Annotated in this window: 18 protein-coding genes; 1 reads left to right on the top strand and 17 read right to left on the bottom strand. The window is 57.7% G+C overall.

Translation table 11 applies throughout. The features are described from left to right. Positions 1-212: 212 nt before the first annotated feature. Together C481_RS20865 and C481_RS20860 are read right to left on the bottom strand one after the other, a co-directional pair. A complete protein-coding gene (locus C481_RS20865; RefSeq protein WP_006111396.1) occupies positions 213-2,015 on the bottom strand; it encodes a hydantoinase B/oxoprolinase family protein in 1,803 nt (600 codons plus the stop codon). Beyond that, a complete protein-coding gene (locus C481_RS20860; RefSeq protein ID WP_006111394.1) occupies positions 2,016-4,049 on the bottom strand; it encodes a hydantoinase/oxoprolinase family protein in 2,034 nt (677 codons plus the stop codon). 184 nt (positions 4,050-4,233) lie between these two features. On the opposite strand from C481_RS20860, the gene C481_RS20855 reads away from it, so the two are divergent. Then, positions 4,234-4,566, top strand: coding sequence for a cupin domain-containing protein (locus tag C481_RS20855; protein WP_006111392.1), 333 nt, complete (start codon positions 4,234-4,236; stop codon positions 4,564-4,566). 224 nt (positions 4,567-4,790) lie between these two features. Here the strand turns inward: C481_RS20855 and C481_RS20850 are convergent, their stop codons facing one another. From C481_RS20850 to C481_RS21875, 15 genes are all read right to left on the bottom strand, one after another. Continuing rightward, positions 4,791-5,339: an Lrp/AsnC family transcriptional regulator gene (locus C481_RS20850; protein ID WP_006111391.1), complete on the bottom strand. Its 549-nt coding sequence runs from the start codon at positions 5,337-5,339 to the stop codon at positions 4,791-4,793. 271 nt (positions 5,340-5,610) lie between these two features. Further along, the gene (locus tag C481_RS20845) at positions 5,611-5,901 is read right to left on the bottom strand and encodes a hypothetical protein (protein ID WP_006111386.1); all 291 of its coding nucleotides are present in this window, start codon (positions 5,899-5,901) and stop codon (positions 5,611-5,613) included. Then, complete coding sequence (locus C481_RS20840) at positions 5,898-6,134, bottom strand: aldolase/citrate lyase/malate synthase family protein (protein ID WP_006111384.1); 237 nt, start codon at positions 6,132-6,134, stop codon at positions 5,898-5,900. Before C481_RS20840 ends, C481_RS20845 begins: the two co-directional genes overlap by 4 nt. Next, on the bottom strand, positions 6,131-7,075 hold the full coding sequence (locus C481_RS20835) for a hypothetical protein (protein ID WP_049904836.1): 945 nt from the start codon (positions 7,073-7,075) through the stop codon (positions 6,131-6,133). The genes C481_RS20840 and C481_RS20835 overlap by 4 nt, the downstream gene beginning before the upstream one ends. Next, on the bottom strand, positions 7,072-7,527 hold the full coding sequence (locus C481_RS20830) for a hypothetical protein (RefSeq protein ID WP_241434731.1): 456 nt from the start codon (positions 7,525-7,527) through the stop codon (positions 7,072-7,074). The genes C481_RS20835 and C481_RS20830 overlap by 4 nt, the downstream gene beginning before the upstream one ends. A 2-nt stretch (positions 7,528-7,529) precedes the next feature. Beyond that, entirely contained in the window at positions 7,530-7,733 is a 204-nt protein-coding gene (locus C481_RS21465) for a hypothetical protein (RefSeq protein ID WP_083860957.1), read from the bottom strand. Between the two features lie 2 nt (positions 7,734-7,735). Then, positions 7,736-8,383, bottom strand: a complete 648-nt coding sequence (locus tag C481_RS20825) for a hypothetical protein (RefSeq protein WP_006111380.1) — start codon at positions 8,381-8,383, stop codon at positions 7,736-7,738. 154 nt (positions 8,384-8,537) lie between these two features. Beyond that, positions 8,538-8,786 (bottom strand): hypothetical protein, encoded by a 249-nt coding sequence (locus C481_RS20820; RefSeq protein WP_006111379.1) that lies wholly within the window; start codon positions 8,784-8,786, stop codon positions 8,538-8,540. An 87-nt stretch (positions 8,787-8,873) separates the two neighbouring features. Further along, complete coding sequence (locus C481_RS20815; protein ID WP_006111378.1) at positions 8,874-9,902, bottom strand: hypothetical protein; 1,029 nt, start codon at positions 9,900-9,902, stop codon at positions 8,874-8,876. A gap of 159 nt (positions 9,903-10,061) precedes the next feature. Continuing rightward, positions 10,062-10,760, bottom strand: coding sequence for a LamG-like jellyroll fold domain-containing protein (locus C481_RS21460; protein ID WP_152422244.1), 699 nt, complete (start codon positions 10,758-10,760; stop codon positions 10,062-10,064). After that, positions 10,757-11,281 carry a hypothetical protein gene (locus C481_RS20810; protein ID WP_006111377.1) on the bottom strand — a complete coding sequence of 175 codons (525 nt, stop codon included), beginning with the start codon at positions 11,279-11,281 and terminating at the stop codon, positions 10,757-10,759. The genes C481_RS21460 and C481_RS20810 overlap by 4 nt, the downstream gene beginning before the upstream one ends. A gap of 11 nt (positions 11,282-11,292) precedes the next feature. Further along, entirely contained in the window at positions 11,293-12,258 is a 966-nt protein-coding gene (locus C481_RS20805) for a hypothetical protein (protein ID WP_006111376.1), read from the bottom strand. Further along, on the bottom strand, positions 12,255-14,645 hold the full coding sequence (locus tag C481_RS20800; RefSeq protein WP_083860955.1) for a S8 family peptidase: 2,391 nt from the start codon (positions 14,643-14,645) through the stop codon (positions 12,255-12,257). Before C481_RS20800 ends, C481_RS20805 begins: the two co-directional genes overlap by 4 nt. A 118-nt stretch (positions 14,646-14,763) precedes the next feature. Further along, positions 14,764-15,555 carry a hypothetical protein gene (locus C481_RS20795; protein ID WP_006111374.1) on the bottom strand — a complete coding sequence of 264 codons (792 nt, stop codon included), beginning with the start codon at positions 15,553-15,555 and terminating at the stop codon, positions 14,764-14,766. A 9-nt stretch (positions 15,556-15,564) separates the two neighbouring features. Then, positions 15,565-18,747 carry a hypothetical protein gene (locus C481_RS21875; RefSeq protein ID WP_206537188.1) on the bottom strand — a complete coding sequence of 1,061 codons (3,183 nt, stop codon included), beginning with the start codon at positions 18,745-18,747 and terminating at the stop codon, positions 15,565-15,567. Positions 18,748-18,780: the final 33 nt, after the last annotated feature.

The raw sequence follows: 18,780 nt of genomic DNA, 5'->3' as shown, positions 1-18,780 counted from the left end.
GCTCCTGATTTACCATGTCAAGGATCTTCCGCTTTACTAGAATCGTAGTACTGTTGGTGGCCGAGGCGAATCCCGCGAGGTAGTGCATATTCGAACTCGGGAAGCAGACGATGGCATCGATATCCCAGTTCGACAGCGCCGTTCAGGTTCGTTCGAGCCGTCCCCGGATGGCAGTCACGTCGGTCATGGTGAGTTGTTTCCTCGCGCCGTCCTTAGTTCGATCTGAGACGGTCGGTTTCCTCATAATCGATTTCGTCGTCCTCGGTGAGCGCGACATCGTACTCCTCGCGGGCGGCCTCCCGGGAGACGTATCCGTCGATCACGTCCTCGCGGACCGCTTCGGGATCACGATCGGAGGGATCACCGTATCCGCCGCCGCCCCCGGTGCGATTGGAGATCACTTCGCCCTCGCGGAACGTCCCGCGGAACATCCCGACCCACATCTCGTCGTCGTAGATGTCGGTATTGTCGACGAGGACCTGGACCCGATCGTCGGCGTCGTCGTGCAAATCGAGGACGACGCCGTTTTTCGCACCGGGATCTCCGCCGTCGATCCCCCAGCCGGTTTCCCGGGTCTTCTGGATGATCGACAGCGCGCCGACCGGACCCTCGACACGGTAGTCGCGCCGGAGACCCAGCCCGCCGCGGTGTTCGCCCGGCCCGCCGGAGTCCTGTCGGAGGGAGAGCTCATCGAACGCGACCGGGGCTTTGTTCTCGAACACCTCAACAGGAATGTTTTGGACCATCGTTTCGGTAAGGTGCATGATCGCGCTCGCGCCGTCGTGATCGTCAGTCGCTCCCCAGCCGACCGCGTCGTTGTTGGCTTCGACGAACTGGCGCCCCGTTTCGGGGTCTTCGCCGAACAGCATTATGTCGGGGATATCCCCGCCGGAACTGGCAGGAATCTGCTCGGGCATCGCCTTCGCCAGGGCCTTGAAGACCACGTCGACGCTGATGATGCCGGTCCAGATCGTGAACGTCGGTGCGGGATAGGTCGCGTTGAATAGGCTCCCTTCGGGCGCGTGCAGCGACAGCGGCGCGTACTGTCCCGCATTCGACGTCTCCTCGGGGGTCGTAATCGCTTTGAAACAGAGCTTACAGACGGTTTCGGTCATCCCTCGCGGGATGTTCAACGGTTCGTCGACCTGCTCTGACGACCCGGAGAAGTCGACGTGGAACTCGTCGCCGTCGATGGTCACCTCGACCTCGATCCGGATCCCGTCGCCAGTCGTCCCGTCGGCGTAATCGACCGCGGACCACGTCCCGTCCGGGAGTTCGCGAACCGCTTCGCGAGCGGTCCGTTCGCCGTGATTCTGGACTCGCTCGATACAAGCCTCGACGGTCTCGCCGCCGTATTTCCCGTGTAGCTCCCGCAGACGGCGCTTCCCCGTTCTGATCGCTGCGATCTGTGCGTTGAGGTCTCCCAGTACCTTGTCCGGAATACGGGAGTTGAACCGGATCAGATCGAGGATCTCCTCGTCTGGTTCACCTTCCTTGTGGACCTTCGTTCCGGGGAAGATCATGCCCTCCTGATGGACGTCGGTCGAGTCGAGGACGTATCCCTCGTCCTTCGCGCCGAGATCAAGCCAGTGAGCTCTCGTTGCGGCGTAGCCGATGAGTTCGTTCTCCTCGGGGGGAACGTCCGGCCCCTCCCGAAAGATCGGCGCGAACACGCCCACGTCGAGGGTGTGGGTCGAACTCCAGTACGGGTAGTTCATCAGGATGACGTCGCCCGGGTTCATGTTCTCCTCGCCGACGTGGTCGACGACCTTTTCTAAGGCGTAGTCGTTCGCGCCGAGGAACAGCGCCAGGCCCGGCGAGTCAGCGATCAGATTGCGGTCACGATCGTACAGCGAGATTCCGAAGTCCAGAATCTCGTAGATGATCGTGTTGTAGGCGGTCCTGATCAGTGTACGTTGCATCTCCGTCGCAGCCGACGTGAGGTAGTTTCGAACTACTTCGACCGTGGCCGCGTCGATGTCGTCGGTTCCGTTCGTTGCGTTCGAATCGTTCATCTACGCCTCACCTCTGCTGATGACGAGTTGACCGTATTCGTCGACGGTCGCCATCTGATCCGAATGGAAGACGATCGTCGTGGTTGGTTCGCGGACGACTGCTGGCCCGTCGATCGATGCGCCCGGTCGGAGGTCACCGCGATCGTATACGTCGAACGCGGTTCGTTCGCCGACGGCGAAACAGTACGCGTCGCGGGTCTCGACCGGCTCGTACGACGCGTCGACTGGCTCTTCCCTCTCGAGCGGGGGTTTATCGTTGCGACCGATCGCCCGGACTCGCTGGTGGACGACCTCTGGCGGATCGTCCATCGCGTGGCCGTAGCGGTCCTCGTGCTTGCGTTCGAAGCGATCGCTGACCTCATCGATCGACGCGATACTGTTCGCGTCCACTTCGACGGTGTGCTCTTGTCCGAGATAGCGCATCTCGAGGGTGTGCTCGAGGTCGATCTCGCGTTCCTCAAACCCTTCCGCCGTGAGCGTCTCGATCGCCTCGGCATCCAACTCCTCAAAGGTTGTTTCGACGTCCAACAGCTCGAGATCGGAAAGCGCCGCAATGTTCGTCCGCGCGAAGTCGTAGACGACGTCAGCCATCAGCATCCCCATCGCGGAGAAGACCGACGGCGCCTCTGGGACGACGACCTCGTCGACGCCCATCTCCCGTGCCAAAAGCGGGACGAACATCGGTCCCGCACCGCCGAATGCCATCATCGAGAACTCCCGCGGATCGAGCCCCTTCTCGATGGTGATCTCGCGGATCGCCCCGACCGTGTTCGCGAGAGCGACGTCGAAAACCCCGCGAGAGACGTCCGTAACGCTCGAATCGAGCGGGTCGGCGAGCGCCTCCTCGATTGACCCCCGAGCGCCGGCCGCGTCGAGTTCCATCTCCCCGCCGAGGAAATCGTCAGGATCGATGTAGCCGAGCGCGACGGCCGCATCGGTGACCGTCGGCTCGGTTCCGCCGCGGCCGTATGCGACGGGACCGGGATCTGCTCCCGCGCTCCGCGGACCGACCTTGAGCAGCTCGCCATCCAGCCAGGCGATCGATCCGCCGCCCGCGCCGATCGTCCGTATGTCGTAGACCGGGATCATCAGCGGCTGGTGTTCGAGCCGCGAGTCGTACTTGACGGCGGGCATGCCGTCTTCGATGACGCAGGCATCGAGGCTCGTTCCGCCCATGTCGACGGTGATCAGGTTCTCGCGTCCGGTCTCGCGACCGACGTGGGAGGCGCCGATGAGACCGCCCGCGGGCCCCGAGAGAATGGTATGTACTGGCGCATCGGTCGCGCTCTCGGCGGTCAGCGTCCCGCCGCCGGATCGCGTGACGAAAAACGGTGCGTCGAATCCTCGGTCAGCGAGCGCAGCGTCGAGGTTCTTGATGTAGGTCTCGAAGATCGGTTTGATGTACGCGTCCATCACCGCCGTGCTCGTCCGCTCGTACTCGCGGTACTCGCGGGTGATCGCGCTCGAGATGGAGACGCTGACGTCTGGGTAGGCATCGCGGACGATTTCCGCCGCCTGGCGCTCATGATCGGGGTTCCGGTAGGAGTGCAGAAAACAGACGGCGATACCGTCGACGTCCCGCTCCTCGACGAGATACGCTGCGGCGTCCCTAACTGCGTCCTCGTCGAGCGGTTCGACCTCCTCGCCGTCAGCGTTCAACCGACCGGGAACGCCGACGCGCCGTCGGCGAGCGACGAGCGACTCCGGCTTCTGGTACCGGATGTCGTACATCGACTCTCGTTCGGTATTTGTGCGCCCGATCTCGTAGACATCCCTGAACCCGTCGTTCGTGATGATGCCCGTGGTCGCGCCGTCCCGTTCGAGGACTGCGTTTAGTCCGAGCGTCGTGCCGTGAACGAACGCTTCCGCGTTCCGGAGGTTCGCACCGACTTTCTCGATCGATGTAAGGACGCCCGATTCCGGTTCGTCCGGCGTCGTGGATGCCTTCTCGACAGAGATTTCCCCCGTTTCACGATTGAAGAAAATCGCGTCGACGAAAGTGCCGCCAATGTCGACTGCAAGTCGTTCTGTCACGTGGTATCTCCTCTCAATACGAGACCGAGGGTAGCGTACGTAATATAGTTTATGTCACACATTGGTAATTTTGAACGTTTCGGATACTACAGTCGACAAAACGGATAATAAAACTCAATAGTATGAATTTATCGTCGTTTGTTATACCCGAAAAGTTTACTCGATGCGGAACGTCGGACGACCTATGAGCGATGTAACCGTGCACCGGCTCGCGGACCGATGGGACGAGAGCCGAGACAGTCCGCTTTCGCTGTTCGAAAGCGTTGACCCGCAGGCGGAGGTCGGGAGTTACGTTATCGATCCGGGTGAACGCGTACCGGAAACGGGAACAACGCGCCATGATGGGGACGAAACCTCGATCGTACTGTCTGGGGAAATCGATCTTGTCGTCTCCGGTGATCGGACGACGATCGGTCCGGAAACGATGACTGTCATTCCGGCAGGTGAGGACCATTACAGCGAAAACACTGGAGACGAGCCGGTGAGACTCGTATACGCCGTTCTCGGGGGGTTGTAACGCGTCGGCGTTTCGGTGGATCTGTTTCAAGTCCGACGCCAGTTCCCGTTTCTACGCGGGTCTACCCCCGAATGGACCGTCTTCGGTGATGCCGTGCGCTGTCATAGAGCTGTGATATGTCTCCGGAATATCGGAAGTCTTCGTTCCGTGCCTTGCTCGTTCCCCAAGACACCAGTCACGTCGACAAATCAGTATTCGCCATCAACGAATCCGAAATTTGGGACTTATTCTGGCAACTCTGACGATTCGTCGATCACGCTGTGCCAGGCCTTGTACGTTTGACTCACCGGGGTCACATCGTAATCTTCGACAGCCTCGTGTTGCATCAGTCGGTCGGTGTACGTTTTGATATCTTGCAGCGAAGCGTGCCAGATGCGAACCAAAATATCGTAGGTACCGAGGTACTCGTCGACCTCGTAGACGAGTTCCTGATCAACGAGATAGTCGATGAATTCGTCGACCGCTTCTCTGGTCGCATTCGATGTGATCGTTACTCGCACATCCGCGTAGTTTAGATCGGCCTCTTGGAGCACCAGAACGCCGATTACCTTTATGATATCGTCCTCTTGGAGCTGTTTCCGACGGCGGCGAACCGCCGTCCGCGAGAGTCCGACCCGCTCCCCGAGTTCGGTGTCCGATATCCGACCGTTTTCGTTCAGAATCCGGTAAATCTCGTAGTCGAGATCGTCGAGGTGATCGGAAAGTAGACCGTCGATCGTATCGCCATCGAAGGGCTCCTCGGTCCCGGTTTCCCCGTTCGAAGCGTCTGCCATAGTACGTGCTAGTGACATACACGTAATAAACCGTCCGACTCTGGTGAATCGCATAACTGCGGAGACTTTAACCGTCAGAACTAGGGAAGTGAACCGGGAGATTTTGGATGTAGAAAATTTGATTTTTCCACTTCAACTCCCTAGTTCTGACGAATCAAGTCGGCGCTGTCTAGCGATTCACCAGAGCCGTTTCAATCAGATTGTAGCGTCGTTGCAATCGGGGTCGACAGAAAAATAGGCGGGCCGGGAGACGGCCCTCGAGCCACGTCGATCACGTTTGCCCCGCGATTTTCGCCCGCACCTCCGACTCTCTCAAGAGTTGGAGGTTTCCACGGGCCAGATACAACATCAGCGTCAGCCAGAGCACGCCGATAAGCGCCTGTGCGCCGACGCCGGAACCCCCGAGAATCAGGAAGACAGCCGCCGCCGACCAGATGACGTTCGACGTGAGTCCTGTGACGGCTGACACGGTGATCGACTGGTCGCCACGGCGCTCGAACAGTGTCCCGCTCAGGAAGACGGCGATACCGATCGCCAGCAGACCGAGTAAGAGCCCGTTCATCGGTCCCACCGTTGACCCTCGTCACGCTCGCTCGTGAGCGACCGGGACTTGTATTTTGCCGCTGTTGCACCGCTCTGGCGTTCTTTAAAGACTTCCCACCCGCCCTTGGTACCAAACGTGACGACCAGCCACGCACCGCCTAAGAGCAGGGCGATCAGCCATCCGCCGGCGATGATCGCCGGGAGTGCGATGAGTGCGATACCGACGACAACGATTGTGTTGAACCAGTTCATGAGTGGTGTTTCACCCCCACTGGAAGTAGAAGGGGAACCGCATGGAGCGCCGCCGTGACGCCAGCAAACCCGGGGATTAGGTCTCGAATCCAGTCGGCCCCGCTCAGATAGGACCGGTACTGGTGGCGAGTCTTGTCCAGGGCCGATGGATTCGCCGTGAACTCGACCTCTGCATCCGGATCGTTGAACGTGAACTCGACGACGTCGCCGCCGTCGGCTTCGCGGAGAAATACCGCATCGTCTGAATCCGTCTCGACGGGCGTCCAGCCGCGGTCATCGGTCCGGTAGACCGCCTGGTACTCGGCCACTTCTTTGTCCAGACTCTCGTTCGAGAGTGCGACCGAGACTGTATCCGAGCTGTTCTCGGCCGTCAACGTGTAGGTACGTTGCTCAAGGTCGCCGCCACCGAAGATCGACCCAAGTCCGATATCGGGGAGCAAACCAGAGGTGGCGTTTTTCGCCGTTCCCGTCCATTTGAGCGACGTAACCCGGAGCTTCGAGGGGGCGAATGTGGCTTCCTCGCCGCCCTCAAGCACGAACTCGACTTGCGTGTACGTCTCGTCGGCATCGAAATCGTGCAGCGCCCGCCACGTCGCTTCTTCGCTCCCGTTGTTCGCGTCGATATGACCGAGGTCGGCCGGATCAATCACTTCAGGACCGATCTCGACGACGTACCGAACGCAGTAGCCGTTCGGATTCTTCGCGTTCAGGTGGACGAACGCGACGTTTGTATCGACCGATACCTCCGTATTGTCGGCGGTACTCGTCGCCGTGCCGTTGGTGGCGTCAGCGACCGTCGCATTGTCCGTCCGGAACGCATCGTGTGTGACCGTCGTCTCGCACTGCGGTTGCTCGTCAGTTGCCACCGTGCTGGCCGTAGCGGGTGCCGCGGCCGCGATCGGCGTAAGCACGAGCAACAGGCATAGGGCGAGAACTCTCATCGATCCCACCGAGGAAGTGAACCGTCACGAGACGTGATTTTCCGTCGCCCGCGTTTCCAGAACGTGTTCACTACCGGAACGAACCGCCACATCCCGATGAACAGGAACGGGATCATGGCGACGACGATCGCCGCTGTCAGTCCGAATGTCAGGACGGTTGCTGAGATAGCCCCGAGAATCAGGACGCCCGACGCTGCAGTCTGTTCGTACGACGAACCCGCTCCGAACGCCTGCGGGAGAATCCCGCCAAGCCATTTGAGCGTCGACGCAACTGCTGGGGGCAGTGCCCGATCGATCGAGAGCCATCCGACGAACCCGCGGACGTTTGCCCACGTGCCACGCGTCTGCGAGGCGATAGCCCGGCCGATCGACACCGGGAGCATGACGAATGCTCGAGCGCCGGAAAGGAGTAGCTGACCAGCTCGCCGTGGTGCTTTTCGAAGGTCGGACATAGTTATCGCCCCCGCCCGGTATAGACAGTAATCAGGCTTGTGACCGCCCGGAACGGCCACGTGAGCAGTCGGAAGACCGATCCGAGGCCCTCTCGAGTTCGCCTGAGCGTTCGCCGGGAACGGGATTCCCAGCGGATGTTCGCCGCCCGTCGCGGGTTGCCATACGGCTTGTCGCTGTAGTCATCAGTGTCTCGTTTCCAGGGCATGGTCAGAACTCGTCTCCGAGAATCGTGCTCGTGACGTGCTGGGTGCCAAAGCGGTACTTCGCACCGAGATGAGCAAGATGTGATTCCGAGGGCGGTTCGTCCGGTTCGACGAAGTTCTCGTAGGCGTATTCGATTTCGTCGACGGCGTTGTCCGCGGCGATTGACTTGAACTGTACCAGCTCGTCGATATCGCGATCTGTCTCGTCGACGATTTCGGCGCTGGTGTATCCCTCGCCGTCATGCTCACTGACGAGATAGACGGTATGTGAGTCAACGTCGCCGACGTCTGTCTCCTCATCGGCCGCGGGAGCGAACTCGAGCGAGAGTGTTTGAATCGAGCCGTCGAGACTCGAATACTCGTTGACGTAGTCGACCCACGCGTCGGCGTGCTGGTTGAACTCCGCTTTGGCGTCACGTGCTGTCTGTTCGGCGTCTGGAACGCCCGTGAACTGCCGCCACACGTATCGTTCCCAGACGCTCTTTCGCTTACCGTTGACCGACGCTAAGAGGAGCGCAATCCGGTTGCTCTCTTTGATCTGCGTCTCTGCGGCTGCGCTCGCCGGCACGGTTGCGGCCGCAACCGACGCGACCGTTGTCGTGACGAACGCCCGCCGGGAGACGCGACGCTCATCGGGATCAGATTGTATCATAGTTTGTACTGAAAGGGTAGGGGTGTGGTGGGTGAGAGGGGAGTGCGGTGAATAGGGCGAGGAAAGCGCCCCACACCTACCAAGTCCAGTACCATGCCCTGAACCAAGGCGACACCCGCCCGTCGGAGTCGAACCGACGGTACGCCAACGCGGGTCAGAACGGCAGCAGATCGTATTCGCTCGCGAACATCACGCCAATCCACACTGGGAGGCCAACGGCGACGGTCGCGACCGTGATCGGCTCGGTCGTGCCGCCGACGGCGACGGCACCCCAGTCGAATGCAATGCTCGCGAATAGGATGGCGCTCGTGAGCAGCGATACGGTGAGCATCCCGGTCCAGAGCACAATCTCGGTCGGGGATGACTCGGTCTCGTGAGTCGGATGAGTCTGTCTGGTTGCCATAAGGCAGGCCCGCTGCCGGAGTTGAACCGGACACTCACGCCTACGTGAGCGGGCGAATTGCGGAAGAAGGGGAGTTGAACGGACCGCTTAGAACAGCAGGTCGCTCAGTGAGAACGACGAGAACGTGTCGAAGTAGCCGAAGCCACTGCCGAGATCGCTCACTCCGAGGCTGGCCTGCTCGATGAACAGACTCCCGAGGTCAGCAGCCTCGAAGCTATCGACGCTCGTGTAGGACTGCGAACTCACGTACACGTCGACTTCGGACTTGTCGGAGTGCTCTTCGCCGATGTTGAACGTCCAGACACCGTTGCCGTTGTAGACTGCGTAGGTGCTCGACTCGTTGACGATATCAGTGTCTGCTCCCTCATAGAAGGCCAGCACGGGAGTTCCTTCGACAGAGGCTGACGCGCCGTAGATCAGGTCGCCGGACGATTTGTCGCCGATCGCATCGTCAAAGGCATCGGTACCATTCGAGGTCTCGTCGCGAACAGTTACGGTCGTGTTATCGCCATCGACGCCGACGGTCTGTTCGTAGGTGTGCAGATCCGTCGTGTCATCGCTTGAGGACGACCAGAACGAAAGTGTATCCAGCGACGATGCGAAGAAGCCAGGTTCGATATCCTCAATCGTGGCGCTGTCATCGTCGACGGACGTGGCTGCGTACGTTGAGTCAAACGTGATCGGCACGTCGAAGCTCGTCGCCGCCGTCGTTTCGTTACCGTTTGCGTCCTCACCCCATGCAGTGACGTTGATGGTCGTGTTCTGACCTGCGTCACCCGGAAGATCCGAGAGTGCCGACTGAGTGACGTTAAATGTGTGACTCGCGGTTGAGGTGTCTTCGATTGACTCCTCGACCGAGACGTACTCCTCGCCGTCATACGTGATGTTTAGGAGTGCAAGTTCGGTCCCATCGGTTGCAAAGTCCGTATTGTCGGCCGTGAGGTCGTGTTCGAGGTGGTCGTCTGGCGATGCATTGAAGCCGGTAACATGATCGGAGCCGTCACCGGCCAGTGTGGTCGTTTCGGCGGCTACGGCACCTGCGAAGGTACCGAGACCGGACGTAACGACCGCGAAGATCATGAACAGCGTTGCGAGTTTGCGGGTGATGGGTCTCATTGTGTTGATGTGTTGTAGAATGGTCAGTTAGCGGGCTACACGACTTGAAAAACGGCCGGTGGAGGAACCGATGGGGGTGGTGGAACTCCTCCAGTCGTGTAGCGGATTGTGTGTTGGATCATGGTCTAGTTGAAGGGGTGAATCATTGTTTCAAGAGGATCAGACTGTCTCATCGTAGAGGTCCGAAACTTCGGTATCGGATAATTTCCAGTCATAGGCGATTGCAAAATCAACAGATCCATTTAGGAACTCCTGGCCTGTGTCAGTTGATCCAATAACGTAGCCCGAGTAATTCCCTGTTGTACTGGCGTTACTTCCACTATTGGTTGCTGCTGTTGTGTTCAGATAGAACGACCCGCTTGAGGATCCATCCCATGTGAGGGTCACCATTATTCGTTCCCCAGTATTGTACGAATCAGACGGGAAATAGTCGTCAAAGAGGAAAGTACTCCCGTCATAGAGCGCAGTTTCGATCGCCCCCGAGGTACTATTTGAAACACCGATTGTTACTCGATTAGAGCCGCTGATATGGTGGGAGAATAGGGTTGAAGTAGACGAAACATCATCAAGGGTCACCCAAAATGAAACAGTGAACTCGCTATTTACACTTACAGACGAAATTTCGGAAAGCGTTGCATAATCGTCTCCTCCAAAGTCCAGTGTCTCTCCACTGTAGTACTGACTTCCACTTGTCCATGTTGGACCGTTGAGCGACCAATCGTTGCTCCCCTGGGAGTCACCAGCCGTAGACCCATTTCCCTCATCGAGGTTCCATTGGGCGATCGAATCATCAGGTATCGTATCTGGCACTGCATGGCCTCGAAACAGCTGCGACGTAACGCCGAACTGCATACTCATGTCCACACGCCCCCGGAGAGTGCTTTCCACGAGCTGCCACCGTCGCGACTGAAGACTGATACTGCGACCTCGCCGGCAGTCGAGAAGTCCGGTGTGCCATTGTTATCGTCGAAGGTTACGTCACTCGCGAATGTGATCGTCTCGCTTCCGGTGTGCTCGATAAACACCGTCGCCGAGTACACGCCATCGTCGGCCGCGCCGGTAAAACCGATCTCGGTGTCGCCGTCGACGACCAACTCCCAGACCGACCGCTTGCTCACGTCGATCGTGACCGTTGAGGCAGGGTCGGCCTCACCAAGCGAGTCAACAGCAACATTGTACTCAAACCGGTCGACGTTTTTCGCGTCGGCATTCCCAAGATCAACCGCGTCGACACTGCTGTCGAGTGTTGCTGTGCCGTTCGATTCCGTAAAGAGTGCACCTTCAAAACCGAGGATTTCGACCTTGTCTCCGCTTGGTTCGGTACTGTCCTGCTCGTCGATTGCGTATATCTGTGGATTGTCGGTATCGTTGTCTGCCATGATATCACTGGTTAAAGGTATCGGGCACGGAACGATGCAAGGCGGCCAACATTGACCTGGATATTGACGAGTGAGGTATCCGGTGCATCCTCACCAGCCACGTAGACCAGTTGGCGGCCATCCTGCACGTACCACTCACCGAGAAGGCTATCACCGTCATCGGCGTGCGGGATCGTCTCATCGTTCATCGTGACGATCGTCGCTTCTGGCTCGGCGGTATCTATCGGATCGACGAGAATCGGTTGGTCCGAGAGGACAATCTCCTCGCCGACAGCAGCGTCCGCAAAGGACTGATACTCAGATCCGTTCGAGACGGCCGCTGGTTGGAACTCATATTCGATTTCGTCGTCGGCAGTCACACGAGCGATGATCTTCGCGACGAACGACAATGCGTCGTCGCTCTCAAGCGTGACCGTACCTTCGACACCAGGATTGAGCGTCAGTGACTCCTCGCCAGCCTGAAACCGCCCGATGCTATTGTCGTTGACGCTCACGTAGAACGTATGCTTATCGGGGAGATAATCCGCAACCAGCGGATCGACGGCAATATTCAGACCGCGGTTGCTCGCGGTCAGCTCGAACTCGGCGACCTGGTATGGGCCGTCGTCTTCTTGTGCCGACGCAATGCCGGCGGTCGTCAGTGCCAGCAGTCCCGCACCGGTCGCAGCTAGGACCTGTCGGCGACTCGCCTGTGTGGATTCTGGATCGATCGGCTCATCGTGTCGATCGTGGTGCAGTGCAGCCCCGACAGCGCCCGCTGACGCCGCGAGTGGGAACCAGCCGTCATCTTCGGGCGTCGTATAGCGTAGGCCATCAATGACGGCCGTGCTATCTTCGAAGGGAGTCAACCGAAGCGGCCCGAATCCAACTCCATAGCGACCGACGCGAAGATACTGCGGGGCTACGCCATCGACGACGTGGAGGTTCCCACCGTCGGGAACGTTAAACCCGATACGCTCGACTTTGAGCAGTGTCATAGGAACGAGCTTCCAGTCATAGTCTCATTTGCACGGTCGCGGGTGGCCGCCGGAAGTTCGACCGCCTCCGATTGTGTCGGCCCGTCGCGGTCGTCAGCTAGTAGCCGATCAACCCGTGGCATCCCCGCGCCGACCTCCGTCTCACCGGCCGCTGGGATAGGCTCGGCGGTCTCCTTGAGCCGAGTTTTAATTTCCTCGTGATCGCCCTTGAGCGATGGTTCTGACGCGAGCAGGAGCGCAATTGCCCCAGTGACCGCGGGTGTCGCCATGCTGGTCCCGGTGAGCGTTCGAGTCTTCGGGATACCCGTCGAAGACGGATACATTGCCTCAATATCGATACCCGGTGCAGCAATATCTACCGTCTCGCCTCGTGTTTTGCCGTCTGAAAGGTTCGAAACGCCATCGGACGGACCAACGTTCGAGAAGTAGCCAACCGAGGCATCCTCTGGTGCTTCGTTCGTGGTTGCAGCTACCGTGACAACATTCGCACTGTCTGATGGTGAGTTAATCCATCGGGACACCTGCCGGTCGTTGCCCGCTGCGACGGCCACGGCCGATCCACCATTGTCGAGGAAACTCTGGATTGCGTCATCAATGACTTCGTTGTAGAACTGCGATCCGAGCGAGAGATTGATGACATCGACGCCCTGGTTATCCATCCAGTCAATTGCTTCAGCTATCGACTGTGTCGAGCCACTACCATCGTCTGCGAGCGCCTTTGCAACGTAGAAGTCGACCGGTGCATCGGCAGCGATACCCCGATACAACGCATTGTCGGGATGCGCACCGATCATCGCAGCACACCATGAACCGTGTCCATCTCCGTCTGCAACTGGCGACCAATCCGAATCCTCGTTCATGATCTGCTCGGGGCTTTCGAGCCCCTCAGCGTGGATTTCGCCGGTCGCACTCGAACCGTCGGTACCGGTGTCAATCGAGATTCTCCAGCGCCATTCAGCGTAATCGCTTCCGCTGGATACTCCAAATAGATGCTCGTCAGTCGATGAGACGGTTTCGGAGTGGACAGTTGTCCAAGACTCGGTATCGTCACCGCGGCCCTCGAGCGTTACCGTCGCATCTGCAAGATCGAGTGTTACGTCGACGAACGCGCGGTCGATGTCTTCCATCACGTGCACATCGCCCGTGTATTCGGCTTGCAACGCTTCTGCATCGATTGTGTAGTCGTGGACCTGTGGCGTCGCGGAACCATCCGACGAGTTCAGTGTCACGCGCACCTGGAGGAACTGGTCGTTAGGAACATCCGTGAGAGATGACTGCCACGCAGAAGCGTTTTCAGCCGTCCCATCGGGACTTGAGCGATATTCCCATGTGGTTGTCTCAGCGTTCAGTGTCTCATTGATCGTCGCACTCTGGAAGGTCGTCGTGACACCGAAGTCGAACCACTGGGAATCGTACGTCCCTGAGGAGAGATAGTTTCCGCTCCCATCGGTATCGAGTTCGAGATCGTCTGAACTCGTTGCAACTGTATCCGTGAGTGTCCCATCCTGAAACTCCGCTTGCGTACTGACAGCCCGGCTTTTAGCAAGGTCGAGCATGAGATAGGCATCGTCGCCTGTCGCCCCAGAGGAGAGGTTTGTCCACGTGCCAGCATCAAAATCCTCGCCAGATGTGTGGGTAATCCGAACACGTCCGTAGGAAACAACGGCTTCATCCGTCTCATCCTTTGAGAAGTCCTTTGCAGCCGGAATTCGGATTGGGGATCGGCGTGCTCCGCGGCCGAACACCTGGCCATTATCGACGTTGATGCCCGTATCGACGACTCCGACTCGCACTGTCTCAAGGTCTGGCAGTGCCGGGAAATTTGCATTGTGGACTCCGAGCGTCTCGCGAGCATCCCTAAGCGTCGTCGTCTCCGAAGCCTCGAATGCAATACCAGTCGTGTCGAGAGTTCGTCGGCCGGCTTCCCACCAGCCTGGTTGTTCGAACTCGCCCTCATCAAGCATCGACGTAACTGGTTCAGGGCGAGCGAAGTCGACGACGAGGTCAACCCGTTCGACCTCATCGAGTGATTGAAGACCATTTCCGAGGATTCGGTCGAGCGTTCCAACGCCAATATCGCTGTCCGAACTGGCGAGAAACACTGTTTTGGAATCTTCGAGGTGGGACAGTTGCGTCACACCATCGCGATTTTCGATCTCCTTGCTGAGTGAGTCCCACCCGTCGTCGGAGTAGGTCACTGCCCATGCCGCATTCCCATTATCACCATACGTCGGTATGTCGGCAGTCGATACCTCTGGCCGCCAGAACGATCCCCACTCGGTCGCCAGTGGCGTGAGCGTATCACTGTCGGCGATCGAGAAACCGAGGAACGACGGTTGAAGGGTCGCAGCAGCCCCTGTTAGTCCTAAGAACTCTCGTCTATCCATGATTGGTGTGTCAAGAACTCGGGTGTATCGGGTCCGAGTACCCGTAGTTTCGTGTGAGTCGCGTCGGAGTAGTAGTCGGTAGGTGGCGGAGGATGGCGTCTTAGGTGCTCAGACATGGTCACACCCCCACAAGGTTGTCGTGTTCATCGCGCCAGGCTAAGAACAGTTGAATCCGTGCAAACTGGTAGTCGAGTGTGCTCTTATCCCACCATGTCCCGGTATCTCGGACTCGCCATGGATCGGCGACGGTTCGCCGATCCGTCGACGCCCAGACACCGTCGTCATCCCACACGGGAAACGCGTCCAGAAATGACTCCATGCTGGTTGTATTGCTCGCGAGGACTCCGTCGTCTGTGCCCGCGAGTCGATAGTGATGGTGAGGGGTGACGACCTCAAGCGGCGTGTGGGTTTCCTTGCCCTCGACAGCCTCAGCCGAAAGGTGTGCGTTCTCGGCCGCTAACACGGACGCATAGTGATGATACCCGGAGTACAGAACCTCTTGAACCGCACCGGTTTCAGAATCAACCAGTGCCGTGAACGGTTCGTGGTCCCCAAGGTGGGCGTCCTCGGCAAATAGCGACCCAAGGAACGGGATTCGGTCGGTTAGAGAGTCCTGGTGGGAGTACTTCATCCAGTAATTGTACGCGCGTGTATTGTACCGGTCCGAGTCAGCATACCAGCCGTAGATGCCGATCATGCGTTGGCGATCCTCGGGAAGCGTAACCAGCCGTGGTTGGTATTTCTCGAGTTCAGCAGCATCGTCGCCGACGTGGGTGATGTGGCTGGCTGCCCACGAGCCGCCCTCATCAGACCAGATATCAGCCGATGCTGATTGGGTCCCAAGGACAGCGCCAACGGCGGCGACACCGCTCGCGATGAACTCGCGTCTCGAGAGTGACTGGTCAGACATAATGATACCTCAAACGGTAGCAGCGACTGGAACAGTCGGTGAAACAGGCGACACGGTTGTTACGGGCTCAGCTGCAACAGTGAGAATGAATTGATACAATGGAGCGAAAATCGATGTGAGCAGGTCCGAACCGGGAATCGAGTAGGACATCCAGTGAACCATCCGGGCGATCGGACCGGCATCACGTTCGATTTCGATGCTCGCTTGGCCACGCTCGTCAGTCACAGTCACAAGAACCGACTTCCCGTCGCTTTCGCCATGTTCAACCTCACCCCATCGGGTTTGTCCGTCCTGCGTAATAGGGTTCGAATTGACCCACGAGATATCCTTGTCACCAAGCCCGCCATCGATGTGGACGTAGACCATGGCATTCCGTCTGACCTGCTCCTCATCGCTCCCGTGCAAGAGATTCACATCGAGCGTATTCGACGTTCCACGCAGGTTATCACCGGGTTTGATGTGGATCTCACCTGGCGCATCGTCAGCCTCGGCGATCGCATCGATCGACGGATTCTCGAGAGAATCAACGCGGGCAGATTCGAGCCGCTCACCAACCACAGCGTGCGGTCCGAGTGTCGATTTCCCGATCCGAACCGTTGCTGGATCACTTCGTGACTGTTCAAGCGCGCGGATTGACTCGGAGACGGTGAATTGGTGCCCACTCGTCGATTCGAGCGTGAGCCGGACGTGATGTGCACCCTCGCCGTTGGTGCGGAACGATGCTTGGTCGCTCTCGTTACTGACCTCGCTTCCGAGTTGCTGGCCATTCGGTCCGAACACGTCAACACCGACGATCGTATCTTGACCAGATGCAGCATCGACACTGACGTAGACACGTTCGTCAGCGCTGGGGGCTAGTGTCGAGAAGTCGATTGCATCGATATCGACGAGTTCGCCTGCGAAGTCAGGATTGACACCGCTGATACGATCATCGAGGAGTCCGTTTTCAGATGCCCCCATGATCCGTACATCGAACGCAGAGACACCGTCACCGAGTGGGTAGTCCTCAATAACGAGCGTATCCGTTCCGAGAGGAGTCATACTCTCATCGACCGACCAATACTCGTCACTAATTTGTTCCGAGGTTCCATCGGAGTAATGGATCTCGGGCGTAATGCTGTCGAGATTGAGGTTGCCTGGTATCGGATACTCAGCATTGAGTGTGCCGTCAGTGACGTCGATTGGGTCCTCAGGTATCTCGGGCGGTTCAAGATCATCGATATTATCGAGATCGCCCGCACCGATCAACGCCGATTGCATCAACTCAGTCTCTGTCTCAAGTTCATCGTTCGAGAGGTCTTCGCCGTCCTGAATCTCGTCGAACGAACTCTCCGAGAGATAGTTGTCTTCAGCGCTAGGGATCGTCTCGACAAGCAGACGATGTGACGAATAGACTTGCTCAAGTCGAGCACGGTCAAGTTCGCTTAGTCGCTCATCGTACTCCTCACTAATTTCATCGAGGCGTTCCTTCATGCGTTGGTCTTGAAGCCACTCTTGAAGGCTGTCGTAGTCCTCGATATTTCGGAACGGCAACTCATCTGTACGGTAGGCTTGGATCGTGACGTTTTCGTTCGGGACATCGAACCGCTGTGGGGACGCAACAACGAACGATCCGTTATACGCACCGTCGGCGATATCCCGGAGATCACCGAAGGATGGACCTGTGATCTCGGTGAGTTGCTGCCCATCAGCACGATAGGTTTGCACCGTTGCGCGTTCGACTCCCTGCTGGACTCGCAGATTGAACGTCCCGTTTTCGGTGGTCGTCGTCGTACGTCGTTCGAACAAACCGCCCTTGACGGTTTCCGAGAGTTCCTCAGACCGTTCGGTCAACTCACCAGCCTCAGTCCGAAGTTGGTCCTGAAACATCCCGATGAGTTCCTGTGCATCACCGACAACGAACGTATACCCTTTCTCAGGACTTCCCTCTGGATAGGCGCGGTAGAATCCAACACTGAGGTCAATATCAACTCCGTAGTGTTTGTTCGTGCCGGTTACACGACCACCCGTCGTCTCAGCAATCACTTCCGGATCATGAGTTGTGGATTGGATCGTTTCTCCACCTGCACCGATCTGTTCGACGACAATTGGCTGTTTGACAACACTACCGGGGAATGAATTGTCGACTTGGTTCCCTAAGATACCAGAACCATTTGTCGCATCCCAGACTGAGAGGTACACCGAACTATCACTATCCATACTCAGACGCGGCGCATCAACATTCGAGTCGATCGCCAAGGTCTGGCCGAGGCCCCAGTCGTTCTGCTGGTGCGCTAACAGATACTCGCCATTTGCATCTTGGAAGTGGCTTGTGAGATCGTAGTCTTCGTTCCACGAGTCAGGTTCAACGTCATCAACCTGATCAAGGAGTTCGTCGGCTTCAGCTTCAAGATCGGCAGATGTGTCATTGAGTTCTTCTTTAAGCCCATCGAAGTCTACACCGATCGTTTCAACGGTTGCGTTATCGACTGGATTTCCGTCACCATCAATGACCTGACCTGAAATGCTGTGTCCGCCAGCGTCGATCTCGTCTAATAGGAGGCGACGCTCACCCACATCGTTACCAGAATTTGCGTAGAATTGTCCCTCGAACTCGTCGTAATCACGAGTTGCCATCCATTCTGACGGTTCAGAAGTCCCACTTTCCCAGACTTTCAACCGAGCCTTGCCTGAATCAATCTGCAAGCGAAAATTGTTCCACTGGTTAAGCATCGCGTCAGTAATGTACTTGTCTTCGTCTGCTGGAACGGCGTCATCATAGTGGGTCGCAAGATAGATTGCGTTATGTTCCTGCTCAATATTGACTAGCGCTTGGTTCTCGGAGTTGACAACATCATCAGCATCAGGGTCATTAATTCCAAACCGAATCGGAGGCGACGATGATCCATCTTCCGCGTAGTACGTTCCTGAAATTTCAAATGTGTTCCCTAGGTCAAATGATTGCCCATCTGTCCAAAATAGCTGGGCTTGGTCGTTATCATCATCTATTTGAACAGAGTGGTTCCCATAGAAGCTTTCCTCAACGATATTTACTGCACTATCGGAATGGAAGGCTTCCCATCCATCATAGTTCCCATCTTCGAAATCCTCATAAGCAGAAACGTTTCCACCGTCTTGCGTACTATCTTGTGCGAGTACAGTACTACTGTGCTGATCGCTTCCGAATAGTCCACTGGTATAGGCCAGCGGCATCGACGTGGCCAGTAGTGTAGCCAGCACGAGTAC

Origin of the sequence: Natrialba asiatica DSM 12278 (genome assembly GCF_000337555.1) — an archaeon.
In the GTDB taxonomy this organism is placed as follows: Archaea; Halobacteriota; Halobacteria; order Halobacteriales; family Natrialbaceae; genus Natrialba; species Natrialba asiatica.
The sequence above is the reverse complement of the archived record's forward strand: the minus strand, read 5'-3'. Positions and strand labels throughout refer to the sequence as shown.